General features: G+C 37.9%; 12 protein-coding genes. 2 read left to right on the forward strand and 10 right to left on the reverse strand.

The window, feature by feature from the left end; all coding sequences use genetic code 11:
- Positions 1 to 72 precede the first annotated feature (72 nt).
- Together MHH73_RS19145 and secG are read right to left on the reverse strand one after the other, a co-directional pair.
- A complete protein-coding gene (locus tag MHH73_RS19145) occupies positions 73 to 819 on the reverse strand; it encodes an alpha/beta hydrolase (RefSeq protein WP_341068731.1) in 747 nt (248 codons plus the stop codon).
- A gap of 115 nt (positions 820 to 934) precedes the next feature.
- The gene (secG, locus tag MHH73_RS19150; RefSeq protein WP_095371911.1) at positions 935 to 1,168 is read right to left on the reverse strand and encodes a preprotein translocase subunit SecG; all 234 of its coding nucleotides are present in this window, start codon (positions 1,166 to 1,168) and stop codon (positions 935 to 937) included.
- A gap of 197 nt (positions 1,169 to 1,365) precedes the next feature.
- Here secG and MHH73_RS19155 point away from each other — a divergent pair, with 197 nt between their 5' ends.
- On the forward strand, positions 1,366 to 1,998 hold the full coding sequence (locus MHH73_RS19155; RefSeq protein ID WP_341068734.1) for a hypothetical protein: 633 nt from the start codon (positions 1,366 to 1,368) through the stop codon (positions 1,996 to 1,998).
- 216 nt (positions 1,999 to 2,214) lie between these two features.
- Here MHH73_RS19155 and eno read toward each other — a convergent pair whose 3' ends face one another.
- From eno to rpoN, 8 genes are all read right to left on the reverse strand, one after another.
- Entirely contained in the window at positions 2,215 to 3,510 is a 1,296-nt protein-coding gene (gene eno, locus MHH73_RS19160; protein ID WP_341068737.1) for a phosphopyruvate hydratase, read from the reverse strand.
- Positions 3,511 to 3,600: 90 nt separating this feature from the next.
- The gene (gene gpmI / locus MHH73_RS19165; RefSeq protein ID WP_341068740.1) at positions 3,601 to 5,133 is read right to left on the reverse strand and encodes a 2,3-bisphosphoglycerate-independent phosphoglycerate mutase; all 1,533 of its coding nucleotides are present in this window, start codon (positions 5,131 to 5,133) and stop codon (positions 3,601 to 3,603) included.
- Positions 5,126 to 5,887, reverse strand: a complete 762-nt coding sequence (gene tpiA, locus MHH73_RS19170; RefSeq protein ID WP_341068742.1) for a triose-phosphate isomerase — start codon at positions 5,885 to 5,887, stop codon at positions 5,126 to 5,128. The genes gpmI and tpiA overlap by 8 nt, the downstream gene beginning before the upstream one ends.
- A 25-nt stretch (positions 5,888 to 5,912) precedes the next feature.
- A complete protein-coding gene (locus MHH73_RS19175; RefSeq protein ID WP_191812824.1) occupies positions 5,913 to 7,097 on the reverse strand; it encodes a phosphoglycerate kinase in 1,185 nt (394 codons plus the stop codon).
- Positions 7,098 to 7,381: 284 nt separating this feature from the next.
- Positions 7,382 to 8,389 carry a type I glyceraldehyde-3-phosphate dehydrogenase gene (gene gap / locus MHH73_RS19180; protein WP_191812827.1) on the reverse strand — a complete coding sequence of 336 codons (1,008 nt, stop codon included), beginning with the start codon at positions 8,387 to 8,389 and terminating at the stop codon, positions 7,382 to 7,384.
- A 19-nt stretch (positions 8,390 to 8,408) separates the two neighbouring features.
- Positions 8,409 to 9,434 (reverse strand): sugar-binding transcriptional regulator, encoded by a 1,026-nt coding sequence (locus tag MHH73_RS19185; RefSeq protein ID WP_341068745.1) that lies wholly within the window; start codon positions 9,432 to 9,434, stop codon positions 8,409 to 8,411.
- Positions 9,435 to 9,624: 190 nt separating this feature from the next.
- Positions 9,625 to 9,885, reverse strand: a complete 261-nt coding sequence (locus tag MHH73_RS19190; protein WP_445662530.1) for a glutaredoxin family protein — start codon at positions 9,883 to 9,885, stop codon at positions 9,625 to 9,627.
- An 8-nt stretch (positions 9,886 to 9,893) separates the two neighbouring features.
- Positions 9,894 to 11,228, reverse strand: a complete 1,335-nt coding sequence (gene rpoN, locus MHH73_RS19195) for an RNA polymerase factor sigma-54 (RefSeq protein WP_341068750.1) — start codon at positions 11,226 to 11,228, stop codon at positions 9,894 to 9,896.
- A 421-nt stretch (positions 11,229 to 11,649) separates the two neighbouring features.
- On the opposite strand from rpoN, the gene MHH73_RS19200 reads away from it, so the two are divergent.
- Complete coding sequence (locus MHH73_RS19200; RefSeq protein ID WP_341068753.1) at positions 11,650 to 12,426, forward strand: class I SAM-dependent methyltransferase; 777 nt, start codon at positions 11,650 to 11,652, stop codon at positions 12,424 to 12,426.
- The last annotated feature ends 65 nt before the right edge of the window (positions 12,427 to 12,491 follow it).

Below are 12,491 nucleotides of genomic sequence, written 5' to 3' on the forward strand. Positions count from 1 at the left end.
TTAATAGTTTATCGACCAGCTCTTTTTTGTGGTTATCCACGATTGACAACACTCCTCAAACTTCGATCTGACTTACACTTGCCAATCAAGCTGCTCTAAAAATTGATACACATCTTCATGCAGTTGATCTCTTTCCTTATCAAGTGTAATGACATGACCGGATTCTTCATACCATTTAATTTGTTTTTGATCATTTTCTACTTCATTGTATATAATATTCGCGCTTTCAGTATTAATCATATGATCTTCTCTTGATTGCACAACAAAAGTCGGAGAATAAATCATATCCACATTATGACGGACATCTGCAATTAAAGCTTGTAATGCCTTTAATGTGTTCATTGGTGTTTCTTTAAACTTAGCTACTTCTTCTTCGATTTGTTCAGGTGATTTTCCTTCTAGCTTCTTATATTGACGGGCATAATCAACGACGTTATCGTACATCACTTCTTCAGACTTAATATGCATAGGTGCACACATTGTTACAATACCCTTTACAGGTACAGTGTAACCTAATTTCAAGGAAAATACCCCACCAAGAGATAAGCCGGCAATCGCGATTTCTTCATGCCCCATTTCCTTTAGGTGTTGATAACCATTCATGACATCTTGCCACCAATCTTCTGGCCCCGTATACACAAGTTCTTCCGGCGGGACACCATGACCTTTATATAATGGCGCATGACAAGTATAACCTTTCCCTTCTAGGAATCTTGCCATCATGCGAACATCTGCTGTATTGCCAGTAAACCCATGTAATAATAATACTGCTCGTTTACCGTTTCCAAATGTGAATGGTTTTGGTTGAACTACTTTCATTATGTAAACTTCCTTTCAATCAAACGTTTGTTTAACATTATTAGTTTTCCCTGTCATAGGCAAAATAAAAACCCGACCTTTCGTTGAGGCCAGGCATTGCATTGTTCGTCTCTATTTATAGAGCAAAATAAGAAACTGCGATTGTTAAAATAAAGAATAAAACAGCTAAAACAATCGTCAAACGATGTAAAATCAAATCTAAGCCGCGTGCTTTTTGTTTACCAAAAAGTTGCTCCGCTCCACCAGAAATCGCACCTGAAAGACCTGCACTTTTTCCTGATTGAAGTAAAACAACGGCAATTAAACCGATAGACACAATGACTAGCAATGTAATTAAAAGTGTATGCATAACAGTACCTCCAACTCGGTCATTTACGTACAATGATAATACTCAAATTTTAGCATATTTACTATGTCCAGACAAGTTAATCTATCGCGAAAAGTCAAGTTCATGCGCACATGCCTATGTACACTTCGGAAAGATATTTTTTATTTAAGCAGGTAACCATTTATTATATAATGATTTTAACTAAATGGAGGTGGAAAATGGACTTTATTTTAGATCATAAATGGGCTTTTTTAATCACCGCTGAAGTGATTTTCTGGCTATCTATACTTGCCTTCTTAATCCTCAGATATTGGTTCAAGTTGGATAAATGGAGCTTCTTATTTTTAGGCATTTTTCTTTTGAATGATATTTGGATTGCTACGATGGGTTATATGGATTATAGAAGGACGGGCGAGTTTTCTAGCTATCAAATCATTATTTTAATTATTATTATCTATGCCTTTACTTACGGAAAATCCGATTTTAAAAAACTAGATCACTTTATTAAAAGAAAAGTCGCGCAATGGAAAGGCGAATCAGTTTCAATCGACAAGCCGGCAAAGCTCTCTGGTCGGGAGCATGCAGCGTTAGAGAGAAAACAATTCTTTCTCCACTTGCTTGTATTTGTTTTAGCTCATATTGTTTTGGCTCTATTCCTCGGACTTTCAGAAGAGGCCCGTTCTATTGATTCTATTACTGAGCTAGGGAACCAATGGTTTGCTGCAAACGACGCTGTCTTCCCGTTTACTCATTCCACGGTAAATAATATTAGTCGCATTTGGGTCATTATATTAGTTATTGATGGTATCATATCGCTTTCTTATACCCTATTTCCACGAAAAGCAAGCTAAAATTTAGTCTAATTGCTGAGTGGCTTTCTTGTAGTCATAACTCTTAGACTTTTTGTTCTCACTTGTGCGCGCATATGACTTTTTGCGCGCAATTCTTTTTCTTACCGTACTTTCATTTGCAAACTATTCAGGGGCTTTCCGTCACTACTTGTACCAACGAAAAAAACAAACACCATTTACAAAAATGATGTTTGTTTATATAGTCATTTTATTTCATTATTTACTCAAATTATAAAAAGATTTCAATCCATCATACACAGCTAAATCACCAAGCTCATCTTCAATGCGAAGAAGTTGGTTGTATTTTGCGATACGATCTGTACGGCTCATTGAACCTGTTTTGATTTGACCAGCATTTGTAGCAACAGCGATATCAGCGATTGTTGCGTCTTCTGATTCACCAGAACGGTGAGAAACAACTGCTGTGTATCCCGCACGTTTCGCCATTTCGATCGCTTCAAACGTTTCAGTTAATGTACCGATTTGGTTAACTTTAATAAGGATCGAGTTTCCTACGCCTTGTTCGATTCCTTCTGCTAGTTTTTTCGTGTTTGTAACGAATAGGTCATCACCTACTAGTTGAACTTTTCCACCGATACGTTCAGTTAGCAATTTGTGGCCTTTCCAATCGTTTTCATCTAAACCATCTTCAATAGAGATAATTGGGAATTCAGATACAAGCTCCTCATAGAAAGAAACCATTTCTTCTGAAGATAATCCAAGGCGACCTTCACCTGTTAAATCATATTTGCCTGTTTCTTTGTTAAAGAACTCAGATGAAGCAACGTCCATTGCAAGGTAAATATCTTTACCTGCTTCGTAACCTGCATTGCTAATTGCTTCAATGATGACTTCTAGCGCTTCACGGTTTGACCCAAGGTTTGGAGCGAAGCCACCTTCGTCACCTACTGCCGTGTTTAAGCCTTTAGATGAAAGAACTTTTTTTAATGAATGGAAAACTTCAGCACCCATACGGATCGCTTCTTTGAAAGAAGGAGCGCCAACAGGCATAATCATGAATTCTTGGAAATCAACATTGTTATCCGCATGAGAACCACCGTTAATGATGTTCATCATTGGTGTTGGTAATTGTTTTGCATTGAAACCACCAAGATAGCGGTATAGTGGTAAACCAACAGACTCTGCTGCTGCATGGGCACAAGCCATAGATACACCAAGAATCGCGTTAGCACCTAATTTGCCTTTATTTTCTGTGCCATCAAGGGCGATCATTGTACGGTCAATCCCTGCTTGATCCGTTACGTCAAAACCGATAATTGCTTCAGAAATTAAGTTATTCACATTATCTACTGCTTTTTGAACACCTTTACCTAAATAACGATCCTTGTCTCCGTCACGAAGCTCAACTGCTTCATATTCACCAGTTGATGCACCAGATGGTACAATCGCACGGCCGAAAAAACCAGACTCTGTTAATACTTCTACTTCTACTGTTGGATTTCCACGTGAATCTAATACTTCACGAGCATATACATGTTGGATAAATGGCATGATAATCTCTCCTTTTTCATTGGCTGTCATCTTGTCAAACTTCATTTATATGTAAGGCACGGATATTCACTAAAAAGTGAACACCGGCACTTATTTAATTAACGTAGAACCAGTCATTTCTTCAGGTTTAGTCACCTTTAATAAATCAAGCATAGTTGGAGCTAAATCTCCTAATATTCCATCTTCACGTAATATTAGACCTTTTTCCGTTACAATCACAGGCACAGGATTAGTTGTATGAGCTGTCATTGGATGATCATCAAGGGTAATCACCTCATCCGCATTACCGTGGTCAGCTGTGATAATCGCTTTTCCACCTTTAGCAATAATGGCGTCAATCACTTTTCCAAGACATTCATCAACCGTTTCAACTGCTTTAATTGTTGGTTCTAGCATTCCTGAGTGCCCCACCATATCAGGGTTAGCAAAATTCAATATAATGGCATCATGCTTATCCTGACTAATTTCATCAAGCAAAGCATCTGTTACTTCGTAAGCGCTCATTTCCGGCTTCAAATCATAAGTAGCGACTTTAGGTGAGTTAATCAAAATTCGTTCTTCACCAGGGAATTTCGCTTCTCTTCCGCCACTCATAAAGAAGGTAACATGAGGATACTTCTCTGTTTCAGCAATTCTCAGTTGAGTTAAATGATTTTGTGAGAGTACTTCTCCTAGAGTATTATCTAGGTTTGTCGGTTTAAATGCAACATACCCGTCAACTGTTTCACTAAAATGGGTTAAGCAAACAAAGAATAAAGACTTTGGATGGCCTATTCCACGATCAAAGGAACGGAAGTCTGTGTTTGTAAACGTATTCGAAATTTGAATTGCTCGGTCAGGTCTAAAGTTGTAAAAAATCATGGCGTCGTTATCACTAACTTTTCCAACAGGTAATCCATCTTCCTTCACAATAACAGAAGGAATAACAAATTCGTCATAAATACCGTTCGCATAACTATCTTCTACTAACTCGTGCGCACTATGATAAGTTGGCCCTTCTCCGTATACCATCGAACGATATGACTTTTCCACACGTTCCCAACGATTGTCACGATCCATTGAGTAATAACGACCAGAAATAGAAGCAAACTCACCTACACCGATTTCTTTCATTTTCTCTTCTGCCGCTTGAATATATCCTTTAGCTGTCTGTGGTCCCACATCTCGGCCATCAAGAAAACCATGGACATAAACTTTTTTCAAGCCTTCGTCACTTGCAAGCTGAAGGAGGGCATATAAGTGATTAATATGACTATGCACACCACCATCAGATAAAAGCCCCATTAGATGCAGGCTTGTATTGTTTTGCTTCGCATGATTAATCGCTGCAAGGAATGTTTCATTCTGCTCAAAGTGCCCCTCACGAATGGCAACATTTACTCTTGTTAAGCTTTGATAAACAATACGCCCGGCCCCGATATTCATATGACCCACTTCAGAGTTTCCCATTTGTCCTTGTGGTAAGCCAACCGCTTCTCCACTTGCTGTTAAATAAGCATGTGGATACTCATTCCATAACCGATCAAAGTTCGGTTTTTTCGCTTGAGCAACAGCATTGCCTTTGACTTCTTCTCTATGAGCAAAGCCATCAAGAATAATCAAAGCAACAGGTGATTTACTCATACTTACCCGCCTCCAATAATTGCAGGAAAGAAGATGGTTCAAGACTTGCGCCACCGACAAGTGCACCGTCAATATCCGCTTGACTCATATATTCTTTAATATTTGCTGGTTTTACGCTCCCACCGTATTGAATGCGAAGAGCTTCAGCAATCTCCTCAGAAAACTGTTTACTGACGACCGAACGAATATGGGCACATACTTCGTTCGCATCTTCCGCTGAAGATGACTTGCCTGTACCAATAGCCCAAATCGGTTCATAAGCGATGACAACCTGTTTTAATTGCTCATCAGATAACCCTGACAACGCTGCTTCCACTTGATGCCCAACAAAACTCATTGTTTCATTGTTTTCTCTTTGCTCAAGCGTTTCACCTACACAAATGATTGGAGTGAGGTTATGAGCAAATGCTGACTTCGCTTTTTTATTTACAGTCTCATCTGTTTCATTGAACATTTCGCGACGTTCTGAATGCCCAATGATGACATAAGATACACCTAAGTCTTGAAGTGCAACAGGGCTGATTTCGCCAGTGAATGCGCCATTCTCTTCAAAATGCATGTTTTGTGCACCGATGGCAACAGGTGAACCTTCTACACCATCTACAAGGCGCTCCAAGAATAGAGCAGGTGCACATACGACTGTATCCATATCCATTTCACCTGGAACAAGACCGTTAATTTCCTCAATAAATGACTTCGCCTCATTCATTGTTTTATGCATTTTCCAGTTACCTGCAATAATCGGCTTACGCATACTATCTCGTCCTTTCTTTTATTACTTATTTATCATTTAAAGCAACAACACCTGGAAGCGCTTTTCCTTCCATGAATTCTAATGATGCACCGCCACCTGTTGAAATATGGCTCATGCGATCAGCAAAATGGAATTTCTCAACAGCTGCAGCTGAATCACCACCACCGATAACAGAGTACGTGTCATTTGCTTCCGCTAATGCTTCTGCTACTGCTTTGGTTCCACCAGCAAACTGATCCATTTCAAATACACCCATCGGTCCATTCCAAATGACTAGCTTACTATCTGCAATGACTTCACTATATAAATTAGCCGTTTCAGGACCAATATCTAATGCCATCCACTCTGCTGGAATCTCGTTAATCGCAACTGTTTTACTATCTGCGTCTTCAGCAAAACGATCGGCAACGACAGCATCAATTGGCATCAGAAAGTTCACGCCTTTTTCTTCTGCTTTTTGCATAAATGTTTTCGCTAATTCTAGTTTATCTTCTTCTAATAGAGAATTGCCGATATCATGACCTTGTGCTTTTACAAACGTAAAGGCTAAACCGCCACCGATAATTAAATTATCTACTTTATCTAATAGATTATCAATGACATCGATTTTGTCTTTAACTTTTGCACCACCAATGATAGCTGTAAATGGTCTATCAGGGTTTGACAATGCTTTGCCTAACACTTCTAATTCCTTTTCCATTAGTAAACCAGAAACCGCTGGGATATGATGGGCAATTCCTTCTGTCGATGCATGTGCACGATGGGCCGCACCAAACGCATCATTTACATAAACATCTGCTAATTGGGCAAAAGCTTTTGCAAGTTCAGGATCATTCTTTTCTTCACCTGGGTAGAAGCGAACATTCTCTAATAATAGAACATCGCCCTCTTCTAAACCGTCTACTGCCTGTTCAACTTTTTCTCCGTACGCCTCATCTGCATAGGCAACATTTTTTCCAAGCAAGGCAGATAATCTTTCTGCAACAGGAGTTAACCTTAACTCTTCTACTACTTGTCCTTTTGGACGTCCTAAATGAGAAGCTAAAATCACTTTCGCTCCTTGGTCAATTAGATAGTTAATAGTCGGAATCGCTGCGCGAATACGTGTTTCATCCGTGATTTGTCCCTCTTTCATCGGCACATTAAAGTCTACACGACAAAATACGCGTTTTCCTTTTAGTTCAACATCTTTTACGCTCTTTTTGTTCATAGTAAAAGGCCCTCCTAAACATAATAATGACTATTTTCTAGTTAGCTGCTTGTACTACAAGAAAGGCGAATGTTCATTCATTTATATGTATAAAAATCACCGTTTTCTTTCTTACTCGCGCAAGAAAAGCGCGAAAACGTTTAGAAAAAGTCAAAATAAAAGGGAGAGGTATGGTCCCTTTCTCCCTTCACCATTTATCATTATAGACGTTCATTCATGTAATATCCATAAAGATGTGAGTTTGTAAGCAAAAATTTTATTTTTAATGTTTACTTAACTTATATTTATAATCCTTTTTCAGCCATATATTCCATTAAATCAATCACTCTGTGAGAATAACCACTTTCATTGTCGTACCATGAAATGACTTTGACCATATTGCCTTCCATGACCATTGTAGATAAACCATCAACGGTTGATGAGGCAGGATTGCCATTGTAATCACCTGAAACTAATGGTTCCTCACTAAAGCTAAGAATATCTTTTAACTCTCCATTTGCGGCAGATTTCAATGCTTCATTCACTTCATCGATTGTAACATCTTTATCAAGTTCAGCAACTAAATCGACTAGAGATACATTCGGTGTTGGAACACGAATGGCTCCACCATTTAGTTTCCCTTTTAATTCTGGTAAAACAAGGGAAACGGCTTTTGCTGCTCCAGTGGTTGTTGGAATAATATTTTCTGCAGCTGCTCTTGCTCGACGATAATCCTTATGAGGTAAATCAAGTATTTGCTGGTCATTTGTATAGGAATGAACAGTTGTCATCATTCCACGTTTAATCGTAAATGAATCATGTAACACTTTCGCCAACGGTGCTAAGCAATTCGTCGTACAAGAAGCATTTGATACGATATGATGTTTGTCGGGATCATATGACTCGTGGTTTACACCCATTACAACTGTTAAATCTTCGTCAGTTGCTGGAGCAGATATAACCACTTTTTTCGCACCTGCTTCTAAGTGTTTCGCTGCATCTGCTCGTTTTGTAAAGCGACCTGTAGATTCAACAACTAACTCAACACCTAAATCACCCCAGCCAATATCAACTGGATTTCTTTCTGCTAACACTTTAACCTTTTTGCCACCTACGATTAAGTGATCGCCATCTACTTTTACCTCGTGCGGAAATGCGCCATGAATAGAGTCATACTTTAATAAATGAGCAAGCATATTCGCATCTGTTAAGTCATTTATCGCCACGATTTCTACATTTTCCTTTTCAAAGCTCGCACGGAATACGTTTCTACCAATTCTTCCAAAACCGTTTATTCCCACTTTAATTGTCATATCATAAAACCTCCATTAATTAATTGTTTTTTAGTAATTCCTCTGCCACAACCTCATCTGTGACAAGTATTGTTTGCTTCGGTGCTTGCTTCATGTACGCAGCAATCGCTTTAGCCTTTGTCGATCCACCTGCAACAGCAATCACATAATCTGCCTGTTGCAAATCTTCTAGTTGTAGTCCTACTGTTTGCAATCGATGAACCACTTTGCCCTCTTCATTAAAGTAATACCCGAATGCTTCAGCAATCGCACCTGATTCAGTTAATTCCTTTATGTTCTCCGTATGGGTGCCACGTCTTTCTGCCATCTCAAGTGCGTTGCCAATACCGTGAATGACGATATCCGCTTTTTTAATAACTGTCAGCACTTGCTTTATTTCTGGTTCCTTGATGATGGATTGATACGCATCTTCACCGACAACATCTGGTACATACAATGTTTGATATGTGGCACCCGATTCTTCTGCCATACGCGCCGCTAATGTATTGGCTTGGAATTTCATATCTGTCCCGACACCTCCACGGGCTGGAACAAATAAGACATCCGACATATGTTGCTGTTTCTTAAGCGCATCAGCTACAGTTGAAATCGTGGATCCACCCGTTACTGCAATGGTCATCCCTCCATTAGCTAACACCTGAATAAGACGTGCTACTTCTTTTCCTAACTCAGACTTTACTGTTTCATCCTTATCAGTATCCCCATAAGTAAGTAACACCTTTTCTATTTGAAGCATTTTTGTCAAATTTATTTCTTTATCATTTAATCCCGACCATTCTTTAATCACCTCGTGCAGATCTACAAGGAGATGCTTTCCAGCTTCCGATAGTCTCGTTCCTTGTGCATCTACAATCATTAACCCTTGTTCTCTTAAAAAATCGAGTTCAGCTCGTAATACTCTTTCGGTCATCCCTACTTTTGCCGCTAAACTCCTTCTTCCTACAGGCTCCATCAAAGAGGTTTGTTGCAAAATTTCATATCTTCTTTTCATTATTTCCATTAAATCTGGAATTACTTTTTGGGTAACATTCATCCACTTATTCAATTGTTTACTCCTTTACATGGACATTATATGTCCATGCGAGACGTTTTGTGTCCCGCTAGAATAAAAATATATAATGAAGTGTAAACTTCATTTTTTTCTTCTTTATTCTTATACCCTTTTTACAAAACTTTAATCATAAATTTTATAAAATAACCCTACAACATTATATTAGCAGGGTTATTTTTATTTTTCAATCATTTAACGTTTTTCCACTTAACTTCTCAGAAAGAGTGACATAATCCACTTGCCCATATTGAAGAATCTCACCATCTACTTCAATAACTGGAATCATTAATCCAAAGCGTTCTGTTAGATCATCACTCGTTTCAATATCAATGGCTTCATATTGAAATAAACAATCTTCTTGGACCATATCAATGACAAGCTCAGCTTGCTCACATAAGGGGCAATTTTTTCTTGTATACAGTTTAACACTATGCAATCGGCCCACCCCACTCTCTATTCGTACCTTTTTCTTTTTGAGGAAGAAGGAATTTTTAATTGATCACGATATTTTGCTACTGTTCTTCTTGATATTACAATACCTTTTTCCTCTTCTAGTCGCTGAACTATCACTTGATCTGAAAGAGGTTTCTTCTTATCTTCACCTTTGACCATTTCACTTATTGCGTTTTTCGCCTGCTCAGATGATGTATTCTCAAAGGACGTCGTCTTGATTGTACTAGAGAAAAAGGATCGCAATTCAATCGTTCCAAATGGTGTTTGCGCATATTTTTCACGGACCGCCCGACTGACAGTTGATTCATGTATCTCTAACTCATCAGCGATCTCTTTCATTGTCATCGGTTGCAAATAATTTGGGCCTTTCCAGAAGAATTCAGGCTGTTTTTCTACAATTTTTAATGCTACTTTTAATAATGTTTCTTTTCTTTGTTCTATACTTCTAGCAATCCATTGAAAATCCGTTTTTTTCTCTTGTAAAAAACGATTTACATCCTGATCTCCATCTGTTTGAAACTTGCGAAAATAACCTTCATTAAAACGAATCTTTGGTAGTACATCATCATATATACTTACAGAAAAATCCCCATCTTCCCACTGAATAACGACCTCTGGTGTAATATAAGGTGCTAACTCATTTTGGAAGGCTGCCGCTGGTCTTGGGTTTAATGTTTGCACAAGATCAAACACTGCTTGGATTTCTTTTAGTTCTACTTTCAGTTTTTTCGCAATTTCTTTCCATTTCTTTTCAGCAAAAAGAATAAAATAATCACTAATGACTTTCTCAGCGATTTCATTATAAGGGTGAAGTCTCTCTAATTGTAACCATAGACACTCCTGTAAGTCTCTCGCTGCTACTCCTGCTGGCTCTAAACTTTGTATCTCAATCAAAGCTTCAGTCATATCCTCTTCACTTACATTGAATTTTTCCGCAACAGCTTGTAGATCTGTTTGTAAGTAACCGTTTTCATCTAAACAGCCAATAAGATAGGAAATGAGCTTAAATTCCATATGATTTAATTCTGCAATCGCTAACTGCGAATGTAAGTATTCTTGTAATGTTGTATGGTTTTTCGAACCGATTTGTTCAATCCAGTTTTGTTTATTGTCATCTACTTTTTGTTTCGATGATTTCATTCGATCAAATCTCGGTTCGGCTGCTTGTGCAGGACTCTCTTCAATTTGCATAAGGGGATTTTCTAACGCCTTACTTTCCAAAAAGGCAGATAATTCTTGTGTATTATATTGTAACAGCGCAATCGCTTGTGTAAGCTCTTGCGTCATGGTCAATTTTAATGTTTGCTGTTGCCACAACCCTGCTTTCAAGTTCATTCTAATCCCCCCTTAACCCCATTCTACAATATTCATCAGAATTAGTGTATAGAAATAAATTGGTACTCACCACATAACTATTCATTTTCTAGAGTAAATATCATCAAAAAAGAAAAAGGAAGATTAATCGATGGCGGAAAGACGATTTGAGATTGCAGCGGTACAGGAAGAAAAAAAGGGAAAGAAATTATGGTGGAGTAAACTATTTCAACATAAGGGAGTGTCTCTTTTGCAACATTTGTTGTTTTAAATTACTTGATTAGGTTATTCCGCAAATTGGCGAGATTGTTGCATAAGGGAAAGACAATAATAAGTAATGCTTATCATATTTTATAATAAATTAGTATTTTTGCTTATGCTGAATGATAGATATACTATTTATTGACAGAGAGGGTTGCAAAAGAGAAGGAGGAGATATTAAATGGGAATTGACTTTCATAACAAAGGAAATCGCGATACTTATACAACACGAAGAGCTGACGACTCATGGATGGAAGTAATACACAATCTCGTGCCCATCGAAAATATATCAAATGCCTTAGATGTTGGATGTGGTGGAGGTATCTATTCCAAGGCAATGGCAGACATGGGGATTGATTCCGTTACTGGTATTGATTTTTCAAAAGTTATTCTAGAAGGTGCAAAAGAAAATTGCAAAGCATACGAAAGTATTTCGTTTAAGCATGGTGATGCTTTGGAAACAGGTTTAAATGATAAGAGTTTCAACTTAGTGCTTGAAAGAGCGTTGATCCATCACATTAAAGATTTAGAATCCTGTTTTAAAGAAGCATATAGAATGCTGAAAGACAACGGCTTTTATATTGTTCAAGACCGTACTCCTGATGATTGTTTGGTGAAGGGTAGTGAGAGTCATATTAGAGGATATTTCTTTGAACTTTTCCCAAGGTTAGCTAAAAAAGAGAAGAATCGCAGATATAATAGTCAATTTATAATTAAAAACCTTAAGGCCGCAGGATTTAAAGATATTGAAGAAGTGAAGTTGTGGGAAGTAAGAAAAGTGTATGAAAGTAAAGGGGAATTGTTTAAAGACCTAAGTGAAAGAACAGGAAGAAGCATTTTACATGAGCTAAACGATGAAGAATTAGAACATTTAATAGATCATATTGATGAGTCAATAACAGCAGATCATCACATAGTTGAAAAAGACAGATGGACAATTTGGAAATCAGTGAAATAGTTCGTTTGATGAATTGTAATAAAAATGATTGCCTGCAAAAAGCCACGTTTGTTTAGTAAAAGTTC

The sequence above is a fragment of the Cytobacillus sp. FSL K6-0265 genome, from assembly GCF_038003465.1.
Classification (GTDB): domain Bacteria; phylum Bacillota; class Bacilli; order Bacillales; family Cytobacillaceae; genus Cytobacillus; species Cytobacillus stercorigallinarum.

Excerpts from the sequence above, each read along its gene's own strand:
- gap (WP_191812827.1), bottom strand. The coding sequence starts at position 8,389 with ATGACAATTAAAGTGGGAATAAACGGTTTTGGAAGAATTGGTAGAAAC.
- tpiA (WP_341068742.1), bottom strand. The coding sequence starts at position 5,887 with ATGCGTAAGCCGATTATTGCAGGTAACTGGAAAATGCATAAAACAATG.
- gpmI (WP_341068740.1), bottom strand. The coding sequence starts at position 5,133 with ATGAGTAAATCACCTGTTGCTTTGATTATTCTTGATGGCTTTGCTCAT.
- secG (WP_095371911.1), bottom strand. The coding sequence starts at position 1,168 with ATGCATACACTTTTAATTACATTGCTAGTCATTGTGTCTATCGGTTTA.
- MHH73_RS19155 (WP_341068734.1), top strand. The coding sequence starts at position 1,366 with ATGGACTTTATTTTAGATCATAAATGGGCTTTTTTAATCACCGCTGAA.
- MHH73_RS19200 (WP_341068753.1), top strand. The coding sequence starts at position 11,650 with ATGGGAATTGACTTTCATAACAAAGGAAATCGCGATACTTATACAACA.
- MHH73_RS19145 (WP_341068731.1), bottom strand. The coding sequence starts at position 819 with ATGAAAGTAGTTCAACCAAAACCATTCACATTTGGAAACGGTAAACGA.
- rpoN (WP_341068750.1), bottom strand. The coding sequence starts at position 11,228 with ATGAACTTGAAAGCAGGGTTGTGGCAACAGCAAACATTAAAATTGACC.
- MHH73_RS19175 (WP_191812824.1), bottom strand. The coding sequence starts at position 7,097 with ATGAACAAAAAGAGCGTAAAAGATGTTGAACTAAAAGGAAAACGCGTA.
- eno (WP_341068737.1), bottom strand. The coding sequence starts at position 3,510 with ATGCCATTTATCCAACATGTATATGCTCGTGAAGTATTAGATTCACGT.